At 44.3% G+C, this 14,576-nt stretch carries 16 protein-coding genes, 2 tRNA genes and 1 rRNA gene; 5 read left to right on the top strand and 14 right to left on the bottom strand.

Features of this window, described 5'->3' with window-relative positions; translation table 11 throughout:
• Positions 1–80: 80 nt before the first annotated feature.
• The 14 genes from LRS05_RS13535 to LRS05_RS13470 all read right to left on the bottom strand — a co-directional run bounded on the left by LRS05_RS13535 (position 81) and on the right by LRS05_RS13470 (position 10,630).
• Positions 81–1,190, bottom strand: a complete 1,110-nt coding sequence (locus LRS05_RS13535; protein ID WP_257868803.1) for a hypothetical protein — start codon at positions 1,188–1,190, stop codon at positions 81–83.
• A gap of 1 nt (position 1,191) precedes the next feature.
• Positions 1,192–1,482 carry a hypothetical protein gene (locus LRS05_RS13530; protein ID WP_257868802.1) on the bottom strand — a complete coding sequence of 97 codons (291 nt, stop codon included), beginning with the start codon at positions 1,480–1,482 and terminating at the stop codon, positions 1,192–1,194.
• A 1-nt stretch (position 1,483) separates the two neighbouring features.
• Positions 1,484–3,682, bottom strand: a complete 2,199-nt coding sequence (locus LRS05_RS13525) for a hypothetical protein (protein WP_257868801.1) — start codon at positions 3,680–3,682, stop codon at positions 1,484–1,486.
• Positions 3,683–3,706: 24 nt separating this feature from the next.
• Positions 3,707–5,194 (bottom strand): hypothetical protein, encoded by a 1,488-nt coding sequence (locus LRS05_RS13520; RefSeq protein WP_257868800.1) that lies wholly within the window; start codon positions 5,192–5,194, stop codon positions 3,707–3,709.
• The gene (locus LRS05_RS13515) at positions 5,191–5,403 is read right to left on the bottom strand and encodes a hypothetical protein (protein ID WP_257868799.1); all 213 of its coding nucleotides are present in this window, start codon (positions 5,401–5,403) and stop codon (positions 5,191–5,193) included. Before LRS05_RS13515 ends, LRS05_RS13520 begins: the two co-directional genes overlap by 4 nt.
• 43 nt (positions 5,404–5,446) lie before the next feature.
• The gene (locus LRS05_RS13510; RefSeq protein ID WP_257868798.1) at positions 5,447–5,647 is read right to left on the bottom strand and encodes a hypothetical protein; all 201 of its coding nucleotides are present in this window, start codon (positions 5,645–5,647) and stop codon (positions 5,447–5,449) included.
• Entirely contained in the window at positions 5,640–6,080 is a 441-nt protein-coding gene (locus LRS05_RS13505) for a hypothetical protein (protein WP_257868797.1), read from the bottom strand. Before LRS05_RS13505 ends, LRS05_RS13510 begins: the two co-directional genes overlap by 8 nt.
• Positions 6,081–6,181: 101 nt before the next feature.
• Positions 6,182–6,718 carry a hypothetical protein gene (locus LRS05_RS13500; RefSeq protein WP_257868796.1) on the bottom strand — a complete coding sequence of 179 codons (537 nt, stop codon included), beginning with the start codon at positions 6,716–6,718 and terminating at the stop codon, positions 6,182–6,184.
• A gap of 79 nt (positions 6,719–6,797) precedes the next feature.
• A complete protein-coding gene (locus LRS05_RS13495) occupies positions 6,798–8,129 on the bottom strand; it encodes a phage terminase large subunit (protein WP_257868795.1) in 1,332 nt (443 codons plus the stop codon).
• Positions 8,113–8,667 carry a hypothetical protein gene (locus LRS05_RS13490; protein ID WP_257868794.1) on the bottom strand — a complete coding sequence of 185 codons (555 nt, stop codon included), beginning with the start codon at positions 8,665–8,667 and terminating at the stop codon, positions 8,113–8,115. Before LRS05_RS13490 ends, LRS05_RS13495 begins: the two co-directional genes overlap by 17 nt.
• A gap of 504 nt (positions 8,668–9,171) precedes the next feature.
• Positions 9,172–9,423, bottom strand: a complete 252-nt coding sequence (locus LRS05_RS13485; RefSeq protein WP_257868793.1) for a hypothetical protein — start codon at positions 9,421–9,423, stop codon at positions 9,172–9,174.
• A gap of 399 nt (positions 9,424–9,822) precedes the next feature.
• Positions 9,823–10,086: a hypothetical protein gene (locus LRS05_RS13480; protein ID WP_257868792.1), complete on the bottom strand. Its 264-nt coding sequence runs from the start codon at positions 10,084–10,086 to the stop codon at positions 9,823–9,825.
• A 41-nt stretch (positions 10,087–10,127) separates the two neighbouring features.
• On the bottom strand, positions 10,128–10,346 hold the full coding sequence (locus LRS05_RS13475) for a hypothetical protein (protein WP_257868791.1): 219 nt from the start codon (positions 10,344–10,346) through the stop codon (positions 10,128–10,130).
• 2 nt (positions 10,347–10,348) lie between these two features.
• Complete coding sequence (locus LRS05_RS13470; protein ID WP_257868790.1) at positions 10,349–10,630, bottom strand: hypothetical protein; 282 nt, start codon at positions 10,628–10,630, stop codon at positions 10,349–10,351.
• Between the two features lie 124 nt (positions 10,631–10,754).
• Between LRS05_RS13470 and LRS05_RS13465 the strand changes: the two genes are divergently transcribed.
• The 5 genes from LRS05_RS13465 (at position 10,755) to LRS05_RS13445 (ending at position 14,555) form a co-directional block, all read left to right on the top strand.
• Positions 10,755–11,489, top strand: coding sequence for a helix-turn-helix transcriptional regulator (locus LRS05_RS13465; RefSeq protein WP_257868789.1), 735 nt, complete (start codon positions 10,755–10,757; stop codon positions 11,487–11,489).
• A gap of 106 nt (positions 11,490–11,595) precedes the next feature.
• Entirely contained in the window at positions 11,596–11,895 is a 300-nt protein-coding gene (locus LRS05_RS13460) for a hypothetical protein (RefSeq protein ID WP_257868788.1), read from the top strand.
• Between the two features lie 611 nt (positions 11,896–12,506).
• Positions 12,507–14,022: ribosomal RNA gene (locus LRS05_RS13455) — 16S ribosomal RNA — on the top strand.
• A gap of 183 nt (positions 14,023–14,205) precedes the next feature.
• Positions 14,206–14,279, top strand: a tRNA-Ile gene (locus tag LRS05_RS13450).
• Between the two features lie 202 nt (positions 14,280–14,481).
• A tRNA-Ala gene (locus LRS05_RS13445) sits at positions 14,482–14,555 on the top strand.
• Positions 14,556–14,576 lie beyond the last annotated feature (21 nt).

Here is a 14,576-nt window from a genome sequence, read left to right as displayed (position 1 = left end):
TATGTTATAGGCTTCATCAGTCTGGGCTTTGCGTTGTTCAAGATTTTCTTTCTCTATGACCGCAGCTTTCTTCAGGGCCTCTATCCTTTCCTGCTCGGTTGCGGTCTGGTCTTCATATTTTTTTTCAGGTCATCAATCTGCTGTTTGGCCTTTTCATTATTTACTTCCTGTATGGCCATTTGAGTTGCAAGCTTTTCCTGGGCTACTTTCAGGTTATGTGTTTCGGCAGCGGTAGTTTTTATTTCTTCGGTAAAATTTCGTACACCTTCAGCGCTTTCTTCAAAACCAAGAAGTTCCAGCCCGTCAGCTATCCAGCCCATAGCAGCTTCTGCTGCTTTTCCGGCAAGGTCAAAACCGGCGGCTATCCCGTCAATTAATATATCTCCCAATGGCTCGAGCAAACCCATGAGCCTGTCGGTTATAAGCGAAAAAGTTGTAAACACCTTTGTAAGTTTTTCCGATGACTGTGTACCCCTGTCCATGCTGTTTTGTACCAGCGCTATTACAGCCGCAATGGCAGCCAGTACCATACCGAAGGGTGTTGCTATAAAAGTAAGGGCGCTCTTTGTCATACCACCAATGCCGGCGCTCATACCTTCAAATGCGCCCTTTACCAGCGGGCCAACCCCGCCCGCTTCCTTCGCGCGCGACACCAGCCCGCTAAAACCGCCATTCAGTACATTGATGCTGTTAAAGCTGTCTATGGCCTGCTGCTTGTAGTCATTCATGGTAGTGATCACTTTGGTAAAGGCACTACCATTCTCTTTAAGCCAATTGTTGTTTTCCTGCAGTTTGCCGTTTATGCGTGCCAGGTTCTTTTCATAATCTTTGTCGGTGCTATCAAGGTTTTTCTTCAGCGCGAGCAGGCGCTCGTTGCTCTGCAGGTATTCGTTTTCTGATTTGTTTACTTCCTGCACGGCATCTTTAACAGCCTTCTTCTGCGAAAGCAGCTTTCCTTCTGCATCTGTCTGTGCCTGTATAGCGGCGGTTTGCGTCTTGTAGGTTTCATTCAGCCGCTTCAGCGTGTTCTCATTCAGCAGGAATTCAGCCGAAGTCTCTTTGCCTTTGTTCTTCAGCTTTTCCTGCCTTTCGGTGAGTTTTTCTATTTCTTCGGCTGTGTCCTGCATACTTTTTACCAGCTTGCGGGTATCTACATCAAGCTCAGCCAGTACAATTTTATCTTTTGCCATATTATATCACTGTTAGGGTTATGGTATTGCTTTGCAGCGAAATCTTGCGGGTATTGCTCCCTACATTAAGGCTTATTTCATAAGTTCCGGGTGTGCTGTATGTTACTTCATATTCAAAAGAAGATACTCTTGTGATAACGGCCCCATTTGCATTAAGGCCTGTGTTATAAACATCCTGGTTGTATAGTGTTGACAGCCACACAGTAGCTATTTGACCAACACCTACTGTATGTTGTGTGATGCCAAAGCCAAAATCTATAAATGGCGGGGTGTTTCTTAATTCATGTATCATACTAGTAATATTGTGTTACCTGTTGCATAGAGTAGCTATGGTTTACATACACCACATTTGATGTATAGCCGCCCGCAGTGAGGTAAACCTTGAAATATCCGGGAGTAAGTGATGACCACGTTGGGTTATTTGTTGACAGATATGTGGTGTAGTGCTGCCCGTTCACAGCATGTTGAATATGAAGTGTAGCAGTATCGGTACCCGTATTATTTTCATAAAACACTGCAACACCTGCAACAGATGTTATGGTTTTATTGATATGCAGTACCTTTCTTTCCGGCATCTCATCTGTATAAAGCACCCTCACCAAATCACATTTTACAGGCTTTCCGGGGATATAGTTGTTAATCTTGTTTACCATGAAGTAATCTCCCAGCGCTGCTATGTAATAAAGCTTTCTGAAATCAAAATTACAGATGTCGGCATCTGTAAGATATAACTCAGCTGATACCATTAACGATCGGTTCAGTATGCGTTCAAGCGGCAGGTAGTAGTCAAACGCCACATTGCTGAAAGTCATTTTATAGAAAGACTCAAACTGGCAGGTTGTAACCAGTTGCGACTGGTTTGTAGCAGAAGACTTTAATGTTAGCCCACCGGGTACAAAAACCTGTTCTGACCTAAGGAAGTAGTATCTTTTATCAAGCGGTTTGTATTTCACCGGTTCATTTTCCTCTTCAGATACTTCTTTGTCCCAAAGCTTGTATACATTAGATTGCCTTGTGAAATACTGGCTCTTTTTACGCTCGGGGCTATAAATCTTAGATTTTATAATATCGCGGCTGTCCTGCAGGTTTTTATTCTGTACTTCAAGGGCACCGTCATTATAGCTTCCTTCCTTATCATTATAGTTGTAGCGCATAAAGTTTTTCTGCGCATAGCTGCCGTGAATGTATTCTTCCTTTATCTTTTTACCGAATTTATCGCTCCAGTCAACAATTTCGGAAGACTGCAGCTGCTCCTGTAGGGTAAGAAAGTTATAATGAGGCTTATAGGTACCGGTAGCCGGGTCAAGCCTGTCATGTTTTTCTTTGTACATGGTAAGCCCAAAGCGGTGTACAACCTCTGTTAGAAATTCGCGAACAGAGAAATCTTCAAGGGCTGTTTTAAAATCAACCGCCTGGTTAAGCTTAATTATTTTGAATCTGAGGCCGCCGCTAATCCACCAATAATTATGGTTCGAAGGTTTTTGTACTACTATGCTTATGCTTTGGTTGGGCTGTAAATCAACTACCAGTTCTCTTTCAAAAACAGATCCTCCGTTTAGTACATCTGTTACATACCATTGTGGTGCAGCATGCATGGCAGCTATACTTTCAGAATTTTTTGCTATGATTATACGAAAGGGGCCCTGGTTGAAGGGAGTTAATACATTAAACCCGCCGTAAAAAGATAGCTTATAAGTGCCTGCCTGAGCAACTTTAAAATGTGCGTTTTCAAAATGACTGGCCAAAAGGTTGGTGTCAGCATCATTAAATCGGGCATATGCACTCTGGTGAGACTGATATTGCGGAAAGCTGAAATTACTGCTTTCAAAAACCAGTTCATCAGTTTGCTCATTAGATACGCCTTTAGGGTAGGTCATCCACAGGTTCTTAAACTCCTGTGTGTTGAATACAGCGCCGGAATAGGTACAATTATGCTCACTGAAGATTTTGTCCCAGATATATTTTACATTGGCCGAAGGTATCAGATAGTCTACATTTACTTCTTTAGTTTCAAGATTACCTATATTACTGTTATAATCTGCCAGTATGTAACGGTATGGTGAGGTGGGCTGCCAGCTGCTTATAACCGCTGCAACACTTTTGGTATGGTTAAGCCCTGTAAGCGAAAGTTGTGAAAGGTTTTTATTTTCTATGGCTTTATACAGGTCTATAATACCGTCATACACCACAACATCAAAATAATCTCCGCCATCTGTTATAACTGCACGTCCTTTATATATAAAACACTGCCCGTTATCACTATACAGGCTGCATTCATTCTTAGTATACGGCACAGCAGATGTATTCCCCTTAGCTGTAAGGAAATTCATAATGCGAAGATTATTTGCTGTTTTTGGCAGCTTAAACTTGTTGGTAAAATTTGCCTGGCGGTCTTGTATGCTGTTGAGGTCGTTTACCTGTTTGGTCTGGGCAATAACCTGAGACGGTTCAAGGTCGGCCTGCTTTCCGTTTATGTATAATAATAGCGGCAATTGGCTTTTTGTTTAAAGCAAATATTACAGGGTTTGGGTGTAGCGCTCCGGCAGCTCTATATCAAATGAAAACGATGTAAGTGGCTGGCGTGCATTTTTAAGCCTTGCGCTTGTAGTTTTGAGCGAGACTTCAATCCAGCTGGCTGCTTCAACGCGTGAAAATGGCTTGCCGGCAAAAAGATATATTTTAGGGCTGTCAAGCAGGCCTTCTACAATATCCCGCTCGTGTGGCTCAAGTAGTTCGGTTATAATTTTTATACTGTCCTGCGATGTTTTCCCCATGCCGATTGTACGTGTCTTCATGGTTTCTACATTTGCATTGTCGCGGTCAAGTTCGCCCAACTGTTTTGTGCTGCGGTCTATTGTATAGGTGTTTTCAAACAGCCAGTAGCTGTAGCCGCCGTATTTGTTAAGCCATTTAAGGTAAACGCCTTTATTGAAGGGCACTTTGTCAAGCACCAGAAATTTGTCTGCTTCAGTTTCTGCGGAACTCCGCATAAGGCGTATTATGTTGTAGCCTGTAGCGAGCGGCAGCAGGTTTTCTATGGTTTCATCGGTACGGCCGTCACTTAGTACGATGCGGCTGACTTGTTCTTCAGTATCAAAGCTCTGCGAAAGCAGGTTAGCGGTGTTTTTAAACATTACAGATAATGAAGTGCTATAAAGCGTAAAATCAAACGGGTAACCCTGCCAGTACTTTATGTAATACCTGTTAGCTGTTTCAGCGGAGAACGGTGTTAATACGTAAAGTTCATTCCGGCTGAAGCTGTTACTGTAACCGGGCTGCTCTACACCGGCAAACCAGGCGAGGTTATGTATGGCCTGTGCCAACTGGTTATTGGGCAGCGCTATGGTAAACTTAACTTCGAGTTCTAGGTAACAGCCATTGTTGCTGCGGTAAACATACGTTGATGGGCTTACAGCATCAAGCCATGGCAGCAGGCGGTCTTCAAAATATCGTGTGTTTATAAGCGTCGAAATATAAGGCTTCATGTTGATGGTAAATTTTTCTGCCGGGTCAGGGAAAAGGCGTATGTTCATACCGGCAGCTTCAACCGTGGCGTGAAGCGGCTCTGTTCCCGGCCCTGCGCCAAAAACTATTATATCATTATTATAGGCTTTGCGCAAAGTTTGCGTATTGATGCCACCATCAAAAAAGATGTCGCTGTTCAGATCGCCAATAGCCATGATTCCTGAAGGTACTACAACATCATAAAGGGTAAGCGTACCTGTGTATGTTATGGTGGCAAGTATTGAATTTCCTGACAGCGAATAACTAACTGCAGGGTGGTAGTTGTGATCATTAAGATCATTAAATGTGTTTGATATAGTTTGGGTAAGGTCTGCACCGAGCTTTATGCCTGATGGCGCCGAATTTACAGTAAGATACTGTTTATTTACAAACGGTGTTGTAACATAAGTAAACGGAGCACCATTAAGCGATAATTTGTAGCTGAATGTATCATTGAGCTGTGGCTGTGCCAGGAATTTTATTTCGATTGTGCGGGTCATGCAGTGGCATTTTTCAAATATTCTAACAGGTTTTGTGTAAATCCCGCCAATTCGTTATCGCCAACTTTATCTATGATGGATTGTATCCTCTCAGGCGTTGCAACAGCATTTATAACGTCTTCATAGCCGGCTTTTGGCTTCCATCCTTTTCGGGCAATTTTGCGTGCGATAAGATAGGCCAGGCTGCTAAGGCTGGTGTCTTTCTGCACTTTTGAGGCAAGGCCTTTCTCTTCAAGCCATTTTAGTATGGCTTCACTTGGGGGGCTGCTTGCCGGGCGGGCGGCCTTGTATATATTCTGCCGCAGTTATTGAGGCGCTCAAACCGGATGTTTCGACAGCCACTGTTGCCGCCCAACTGCCTGATGCCTTCATTCCGGAAGCGTCATAGAGTGCTATAATATCGGTTTTAAGAGCTTCAAATTCCTGTTTGAGGATGATTGTAATATTACTCATTCGGCACACGTATTTTATAGGAGCACAACAGTCCGTCCATATTGGCATCAAGGGCATCGGTAATATCTATATTGTCCCACTGTTCAACTGTGAAGTCTAGGCAGGATAAGGCATTGCCTATGCTGTTGAAAATAGACAGCAGCGGTTCAATGTTATCGGAGTATTTTGATGCAGAATCTTCAGCCGGGTCAAAGTAGCCTTGCGTAAGGTCACTTTGCTTCACCAGGAAGAACTTCCCCTCGTAATTTGCACCGATTATTTTTGTGCCGCTGCGGTTATACTCGCTTTTGCGGTTAGTGAATTCGTGCAGCAGGTAGGTGGTATCTGCCTCAAGCGAACCTTCCAGCAGGTTGAGGGCAGCTTTTTTGCCGTAGTGGTAGCTAAGGTTTTTATCTTCGGCTATTTGTTGCAGTATTCGTACGATGTCTTTCATTTTATTTGGGTTAATCAGCCCCCTAAGCCCCGAAGGGGGAATTGCTAAGCAGGCTGGAAATACTATCTTAATTAGGTTTGAGTGGAGTTCCCCTTGGGGGGCTAGGGGGCTAACTTCCGGTATTCCTGCTCCACCTCATTCTGTGCTTTGGTCTGGGCCAGCAGGCTGAAGATCTCTCCATACGGTTTCCTGCCTAGATCATAAGGATACTGCCCCAGGAGTTTACCAAGCTGCAGCAGGGGGAGTGTATCGCTGTAAGCTTTCAGTTTATCGGCGCCGGCCATTTCCCATAAGTGGCTGTTGGTGCTGATGCCTGAAAGCAGTTTATTTTCATTCGCTATCAGCTTTTCAAAAGCTGAGACTACATAGTTACGTGCCGCGAAATACTCTGTTACTGATGCATCCCAAAAGGAAGGTTCATCTACTTCAAAGCAAATGGCAAAGAGTTCTGCCACGCCTTTCCAGCTGTTTATTTTCTGTAGAAGGCGGATGCAGTATTTTACATTCGCGTATGGCATTGTGTTCAGGTTAATGCTTTTTCCTGCGAAATTGTTCCTGGGGTTGAGGTAGGGGAGGACGGCATCATATTGTGATGTGTCGGTAAGGGCGGCGTATTGTTTGAGTGTGATGTTCTTCATTGAGTTGTTAATTCGTTATTTGTTAATTTGTTGATTTGTGGAGCTTCGAATAAACGAATTAACGCATCCACAAATTAACCTAGAGCTGCCAATACTTTACCCTTATCAAGTAATCTTTCTTTAGGGCAAACCAATAGCGCATCATGATGCTGTCCCACTCGTCGGGGCTGCGGCCCAGGTGTTCTTTTATCCGGTCTTTGGCGATAATGCCCTGCTTGCCGTCTTTGTCTATGTCGCGCAGCTTTACCTGTTCCATTTCTTCAATGGTTGTCTGCATCACTATGTCGTCGTCACATTGTTCTCCGGCCTTACGCATCTCTATCATCTCAGCCATCTTTATCGAGCACTGGCTTTTCAGGTTCTCGAAGTTTGGCTTTATGTAGGCGTTGCCCTGTTTCATTTCCAGCGGACTGGAGTTGTTCACAAACCCCTTACACTTCAGGAAGTCAACCACGCCGCCGCCCACACCGTCTTCATCGGCGATAGTGTTAGCAGGGGAGATGCCGTACTTCTTTTGCAAAGCTTTCGCCTGCGCTACAACCGTGTCAATCCCGCTTTTGGCAATGCTCTCACGCTTTATGCACAGCCAGCCATGCCACACGCGGAATACCGTTTTGTCCTTTCCCTTGCGCGCCACGTCAATCGTCAGGTACTTTTGGCCCTCCGGCTGCAGGTGAACAGCGTTGAAGTAGTCCATAATCGCGTCATGGCTTATCAGTGTTGCCGGGTCATCATCATACTCCCAATTTCCGTAATACAAACGCTCACGGCTGTTTTTATCAAGGCGCAGCAACGATTGCAAATAGCCCGGATGCAGGTGCGGATTGTCGGTCGGCAGGCTCTGTACAAACTGTCTCCATTTGGGCAGCGAACCCTCCCGTGATGGCTTGTAGAATTCTTTATACGCCCAGTTTTTGGCGGGGTTGCAGCTGCCCAGCATCTTCGGGATAAGCTTGTTCTCAGTTAACTTATAGCGAATACGGCTCTTCACAATTTGCCACGCATGGTAGGCCACCTGGGTACACTCATCTATAAACGCACCGGTAATTTCCAGCGAGCCAAGGCTGTCGAAATTCGGGTCACTAGGATAATGGAACAGGTCTTTCAGCAGTATCTCGCTGCCGTTCTTCCACACAATGAGGTTGTCGGCCGCACGATAGGTAAACTGCCTGCCGAGGTTCAGCGTTGCCGCCAGCTCAAAAAAGGTGTTGAGCGTGGTTTCCTTCAGGTTCTTCAGCTTACTGCGGCCCATAAGCCAGCGCGTTCCGGGGTGTTTCTGGCACATTTCCATAAGCCAGAGGCAACCCAGGGCTGTCTTTCCGCCACCTGCCGCCCCTCCATACAGTACTTCTTCCGTTACATTGTCTTTTAAAAACCAGATGGCATGTTCCTGCTTATTCAGTAACTTCATCGCTCAGCGGATTGTGGCCTGAGCCCAAATTCAGCTGTACGCTTTCCGGCGCCACATCGTCACCATCATCAAACTTGCCACCCCACAGTTTAGGGTTACGGTTGCGGAGCCAGAACTGCTGGCTGCGAAAACACGCCGGCACGTGCTTCTCTACATTGATGATCTCAATGCGCTCTTTTTCAACGCGCTTTCCGTTTTCATCATAATAGATTTCCTTGCACTTTATGGCTTGGCGTGTGGTGATGATACGGTCAATTGTAGCCTGGTACAGCGAATGCGCCACCTCCATGTCGGCCACCTTTTTGCCGCGCGTGATGGCATCATTAAACGCAGAGTGGAATTTCTTCCAGGTGGTTATCGTTCTTTTTGTGACATTGAAGAAACCCGCCAGCTCGGCATTGGTTGCACCCAGCAGGCATAGCTTATAGGCCTGCACAGGATAATCATCATTATAAAGGCTTTTGCCGTAGGCTGAGGTGAGGTTTACGGTTTGCTGAAAGGTTTGCAGGGCAGCGCTTTTGGTTGTTGCGCTTTTCATTTTTTTTGGTTGTGAGAAATATTATGGAACGCGGATTGAACAGGATTTAGCAGATGATCACAGATTTTTTCTGTTTATGAGTGAAGCTGTCACACTGAGCTTGTCGAAGTGCAATTACCAGATAACCACAGAGTTTTACGCTTGAGTGAAGCTGTTCCCCTCTTGAGATGGGCAGGGGTGTGTCTTCCAGAAAACTCTAAGCAAATCTTTGTCTTCATTTTCTTTTGTCTTGAAACAAAAGAAACAAAAATTCAAGCCTGACAGGGTTCCACTTGAAATCTACGTCAGGCTTCCGGCCGACGCGACCCAAGCCGTTCGCTTGCTTCGCCGCTCACTTCAGGGTCGCTTTCCTTCTCCCCGTGCTGAAGCCACTCCTTGATTTCTACGCGAAACCCTGTAGGGCGGCAGGAGCTTCACTCGTGTCGGAGCTTCGACTCCCGATAGGTATCGGGACAACGTGATTGCTTCATTCGGAACCCGCAACTCGTAACTCACAAACGTCCATCAACACCTCACTAGCTCATCAATAATCACATTATTATATGTGCCTTTTGAGCCGGAGATGTGGAATCCAAGTTCGGCTACATCGCCGGGCAGTATGTCCTGCAGCAGTTCTATCTTGGTGCCGAGCGCTGAGGGGTAGAAGATGCGGCCGCTGCCTTCCTGTTCAAAGTGGAGTTGTTGTACGGCGGTGCCGAGCTTTGTTGTTTTTATTTCGCCTATGGCAGTGATTATGCCTTTTATTTTGTAATTCATGTTATTGTTTATTTGTGGATTTGTTAATTCGTTGATTTGATTTTGGAACGCGCCTGCCCGAATGGTATGGGCGGGGATGGCGTGATTCTTCTTTTGTCTTGAAACAAAAGAAGCAAAAATTCAAGCCTGTACTATCTTTCACTTGAAATCTACGTCAGGCTTCGGCCGACGCGACCCGAGCCGTTCGCTTGCTTTCGCCGCTCTCTCGCGGATCGCTTTCCTTCTGCCGATGCTGAAGCCTTTCCTTGATTTCCACGTGAAAAATAGATATGGCGACAGCTTCACTCTTTTTATGTCATGCAGACTTGAAAAAATCTGCTGTTATCTGCTAAATCCTCTTAAATCTGTGTCCTTTTCGTTCTACAGTCGAAAATTCTAATAATCGAAAATTCTAAAATTCTAATTGTAGCTAACCATCTCAACCGACTGTGCTACCAGGTTGTTGTACTGTATGCCGCTGTTCTTTGAGATCTTTCCTTCAAGGGTTACTTCCACAGCTATTTCGTCGTTCTCTTTAAAATAGGTAAGGTCGTCCATCTTTCGTCCGCGGAATTCCACAAAGGCGCGCTGCCTGTGGTCGGGCACCAGGGTTACTACTTTTTTCTCGTGTCCGGCTGTGTTGCGGTACTCAATGCTTTCGATTGTTCCTTTGATTGTCATCATGGTAAAAAATTTTTAAGATTTATATGTCAAAACTTATAGCGCTATTGTATGGTATGTGCCGGCCACAGGGTCTGCAGCAGTTGTTTTTCGGTTTGCAGGAGCATTCCTAAACGCGTTCGGAGAACCTCAAGGTCGGCTTCCTGCTCAGTCTTCTTATTGAATACAGTGTAGTAGGGCAGGGTGAGGGCGGTTGTAATCTCGGCCCGGCAGGATTTTATTTCCTTCTGTAATTTGCGTATGTCGTCAATCTGTTTAAGCATGGCTACTCGGTTATGGTGAAACGTTTGTCGGTATTAAAGCTCACGATGGCCTGTTCCTCAAGCGCCGAATACTTATATATATGTGTTGCTGCAATTGATACCTTATATATAGGTGAGGGCAGCAGCTGTTTTAATTGCGAGATGGACTCACTAATGATTTTGAGGTTACACTTTATATAGTTGGCATTTTCAACATTACATTGGGCATGGTATGACGCCAGGTAGTGGAGATATGCCGACCGTATTTCACTTAAATGTTTAATATTGTGTAATATTGCTTGCATAGTTCCGTATAATTTCTATCTTTGTGTAATTCTTTTGCAAAGTTAAGTGTAATATTTCACATCAACAAATATTTGAAGTGTAAAATTTCACTTTTCTGTAATTTTAACTTTTAAAAGGTTTGTTATGGAGGGGACAGAAATACGGGAAAGGCGCGAAAAGCTAGGGCTTACGCAGAAAGAACTGGCTGATATGATTGGGTCAAGCCGGGAGACAGTTATTAATTACGAAAAGGGCCGGCCGATACCAAAATCGAAACTGGATATACTCAAAAGGGTACTTGCCGAGGACAGCGAGTATGCGAAACCTATTAAAGGCCAGGAGGTTGTAAAGATTGGTGATAACTTTGAGAACAAGAACGGCAACCAGTTCATTGAATTGCCGAATGGACAGTTTTACATGCTCATGCCGTTGGCAGAATTCAAGATACAGGCAGGTTTCCTGTCAAATTATCAAGACGTTGACTTTTTGATGGACCTGAGTCAGCATGGCATTTTAGTGGATAAACCGGTGCAGGGCAGGTATGTGGCCTTCCGGGTAAACGGTGACAGCATGGATGACGGCAGCAGTAATGCCATCACGCGCAACAGTATTGTTTCAACGCGTGAGTTGCAACGGCATTTATGGGAGGGTAAACTTCGTTTTAAAGATTTTCCGTATTGGGTTATTTACACCACACAGTCAAAAATGCCGCTTTTGAAAGAAATTACTGAACACAATGTTGAGGAAGGTTATATAGTTTGCCATTCGTTGAATGACAGCCCCGAGTTTTCAGACTTCAGGCTTCACATGAATGATATACAGGCACTTTTTTACGTTATTGATGTGAGCAAGACTGTGAGCCGAAAGATGATTTATTAATTTTAATGACAAATTTTATTATTTTTAAGTTTAATTTTGTAAGAATACATGTATGTAGTTTTTGTTTATTTGCCGACATTATTTTAAAACTAAAATATAAGGTTAGATGACATTTAATTATGAACAACTTGAAAAGGATTTAGCGATTGCATGTGATGCGGTTCATAAAGATTTTTTATTGAAGTTTAAAGATTCGGTTTATATTTCTGCGGGAGGTTCCAAACTTGAAGCATTCATGAATGAGCTAAAAAAAGAGTTTGAAGAAATTGCAATTGATTTTTTGAAGAAATCAGGTCATGAAAATGACAGCCATGCAAAAAAGCGTGCGCTTTCAATCACAAAACTCTACGCAAAAAAATGTATAGAAGATTTTAGTCGGATTGACCATAAACTTGATACAAAGTAATACTTAACTGAAAAGTAATAAAGACCCGCTATTTTGAGCGGGTTTTTTATTGCGGCAATTTTACGTGTGCAAAAATCTATAAAAAGTTTCCCTTGCAAATTACCGATATTCAACCAGTTACAAATTAGCGTTAAAAAACCTCTAAAAAAGGCGTTCCAAAGTTTGGAAAACTGAGAAAGAGGTGTACTTTTGCACCCGCATTGAACAAGTGCAGCGCTCATTGAAAAGACAGGATTAAGGTAAAAGCCACGAGCCACAAGCGAGAGGAAAAACCTTAAAATTTTTAAGAAAAAGATTTGGATTGAAAGGGAAAGAGATATTATCTTTGCCGTCCGGTTTCGAAAGAAGCCAGCGCAAAATCAAAGCTATTTACTGAGAAATTAGGAATGAGAAAATAAATCAAAAAAAGTTTTCAAAATTCTTGCCTGGTAAAAAATAAGTTGTACTTTTGCACCCGCTTACAACGGCAACGTTGAGGCGAAAAAAAAAAGAAAGACACGTTCATAGACATATTGGATTGACAGCATTAAAGAGAGAGTAAGCAAATCGGGTAGGTTTGAAGAAATTAAACAACCTGTAGAAGGACAAGCGTCGTAAAATATTTAAAATATACGATGAAGAGTTTGATCCTGGCTCAGGATGAACGCTAGCGGCAGGCCTAACACATGCAAGTCGAGGGGTAGAAGCTTTCGGGCTTTGAGACCGGCGCACGGGTGCGTAACGCGTATGCAATCTGCCTTACACTAAGGGATAGCCCAGAGAAATTTGGATTAATACCTTATAGTATATTTTTGTGGCATCACAAGATTATTAAAGATTTATCGGTGTAAGATGAGCATGCGTCCCATTAGCTAGTTGGTATGGTAACGGCATACCAAGGCAATGATGGGTAGGGGTCCTGAGAGGGAGATCCCCCACACTGGTACTGAGACACGGACCAGACTCCTACGGGAGGCAGCAGTGAGGAATATTGGACAATGGGCGCAAGCCTGATCCAGCCATGCCGCGTGCAGGATGAAGCATCTATGGTGTGTAAACTGCTTTTGTACGGGAAGAAACACCTCTTCGTGAAGAGGCTTGACGGTACCGTAAGAATAAGGATCGGCTAACTCCGTGCCAGCAGCCGCGGTAATACGGAGGATCCAAGCGTTATCCGGAATCATTGGGTTTAAAGGGTCCGTAGGCGGCTTTATAAGTCAGTGGTGAAATCCGGCAGCTCAACTGTCGAACTGCCATTGATACTGTAGGGCTTGAATTATTGTGAAGTAACTAGAATATGTAGTGTAGCGGTGAAATGCTTAGATATTACATGGAATACCAATTGCGAAGGCAGGTTACTAACAATTGATTGACGCTGATGGACGAAAGCGTGGGGAGCGAACAGGATTAGATACCCTGGTAGTCCACGCCGTAAACGATGGATACTAGCTGTTTGGTCGTAAGACTGAGTGGCTAAGCGAAAGTGATAAGTATCCCACCTGGGGAGTACGAACGCAAGTTTGAAACTCAAAGGAATTGACGGGGGCCCGCACAAGCGGTGGAGCATGTGGTTTAATTCGATGATACGCGAGGAACCTTACCAGGGCTTAAATGTAGAGTGACAGGACTGGAAACAGTTTTTTCTTCGGACACTTTACAAGGTGCTGCATGGTTGTCGTCAGCTCGTGCCGTGAGGTGTCAGGTTAAGTCCTATAACGAGCGCAACCCCTGTTGTTAGTTGCCAGCGAGTCAAGTCGGGAACTCTAACAAGACTGCCGGTGCAAACCGTGAGGAAGGTGGGGATGACGTCAAATCATCACGGCCCTTACGTCCTGGGCTACACACGTGCTACAATGGCCGGTACAGAGAGCAGCCACTGCGCGAGCAGGAGCGAATCTATAAAGCCGGTCACAGTTCGGATCGGAGTCTGCAACTCGACTCCGTGAAGCTGGAATCGCTAGTAATCGGATATCAGCCATGATCCGGTGAATACGTTCCCGGGCCTTGTACACACCGCCCGTCAAGCCATGGAAGCTGGGGGTACCTGAAGTCGGTGACCGCAAGGAGCTGCCTAGGGTAAAACTGGTAACTGGGGCTAAGTCGTAACAAGGTAGCCGTACCGGAAGGTGCGGCTGGAACACCTCCTTTCTAGAGAAATGACGCCCTTATATAGGTTCTTCAGATTGAAAGATGGGTTTACTCTCGCTGTTAGTTCAAAAATATTAAAGAAAAAGAGAGCAGGAATTATTTTAAATTTTGAATTATGAATTTTAAATGAAGGGCAACCGACATTCAACATTCATAATTTAAAATTCAAAATAGAATAAAAATAGTCTCGTAGCTCAGCTGGTTAGAGTACTACACTGATAATGTAGGGGTCGGCAGTTCGAGTCTGCCCGGGACTACAACTTTTGAGTTAGAAAGTTGAAAGTTAGAAAGTTTTAAAGTTTCCGAGCGGAACATTCAAACATTACAACATTCAACATTATAACAAAATAAAAGTTTTTCTGATTCTTAAAGGAAATTTTAGAAGTTGAGTGATTACACGTTAAAGTGAGCACGTTACCGTACTGCAAACTGGGACTGGTAGCTGCGACTTATAAAAACGGGGGATTAGCTCAGCTGGCTAGAGCGCCTGCCTTGCACGCAGGAGGTCATCGGTTCGACTCCGATATTCTCCACGAATCTGGTTGATTCGTTTA

The sequence above is a fragment of the Flavobacterium sp. J372 genome (assembly GCF_024699965.1).
Classification (GTDB): Bacteria; Bacteroidota; Bacteroidia; order Flavobacteriales; family Flavobacteriaceae; genus Flavobacterium.
This window is presented reverse-complemented; position numbering and strand designations above follow the sequence as displayed.

What these genes read in the sequence shown, in the direction of transcription:
- LRS05_RS13535 (WP_257868803.1), bottom strand. Translation starts at nt 1,190, where the DNA reads ATGGCAAAAGATAAAATTGTACTGGCTGAGCTTGATGTAGATACCCGC.
- LRS05_RS13530 (WP_257868802.1), bottom strand. Translation starts at nt 1,482, where the DNA reads ATGATACATGAATTAAGAAACACCCCGCCATTTATAGATTTTGGCTTT.
- LRS05_RS13520 (WP_257868800.1), bottom strand. Translation starts at nt 5,194, where the DNA reads ATGACCCGCACAATCGAAATAAAATTCCTGGCACAGCCACAGCTCAAT.
- LRS05_RS13510 (WP_257868798.1), bottom strand. Translation starts at nt 5,647, where the DNA reads ATGAGTAATATTACAATCATCCTCAAACAGGAATTTGAAGCTCTTAAA.
- LRS05_RS13505 (WP_257868797.1), bottom strand. Translation starts at nt 6,080, where the DNA reads ATGAAAGACATCGTACGAATACTGCAACAAATAGCCGAAGATAAAAAC.
- LRS05_RS13500 (WP_257868796.1), bottom strand. Translation starts at nt 6,718, where the DNA reads ATGAAGAACATCACACTCAAACAATACGCCGCCCTTACCGACACATCA.
- LRS05_RS13495 (WP_257868795.1), bottom strand. Translation starts at nt 8,129, where the DNA reads ATGAAGTTACTGAATAAGCAGGAACATGCCATCTGGTTTTTAAAAGAC.
- LRS05_RS13490 (WP_257868794.1), bottom strand. Translation starts at nt 8,667, where the DNA reads ATGAAAAGCGCAACAACCAAAAGCGCTGCCCTGCAAACCTTTCAGCAA.
- LRS05_RS13485 (WP_257868793.1), bottom strand. Translation starts at nt 9,423, where the DNA reads ATGAATTACAAAATAAAAGGCATAATCACTGCCATAGGCGAAATAAAA.
- LRS05_RS13480 (WP_257868792.1), bottom strand. Translation starts at nt 10,086, where the DNA reads ATGATGACAATCAAAGGAACAATCGAAAGCATTGAGTACCGCAACACA.
- LRS05_RS13475 (WP_257868791.1), bottom strand. Translation starts at nt 10,346, where the DNA reads ATGCTTAAACAGATTGACGACATACGCAAATTACAGAAGGAAATAAAA.
- LRS05_RS13470 (WP_257868790.1), bottom strand. Translation starts at nt 10,630, where the DNA reads ATGCAAGCAATATTACACAATATTAAACATTTAAGTGAAATACGGTCG.
- LRS05_RS13465 (WP_257868789.1), top strand. Translation starts at nt 10,755, where the DNA reads ATGGAGGGGACAGAAATACGGGAAAGGCGCGAAAAGCTAGGGCTTACG.
- LRS05_RS13460 (WP_257868788.1), top strand. Translation starts at nt 11,596, where the DNA reads ATGACATTTAATTATGAACAACTTGAAAAGGATTTAGCGATTGCATGT.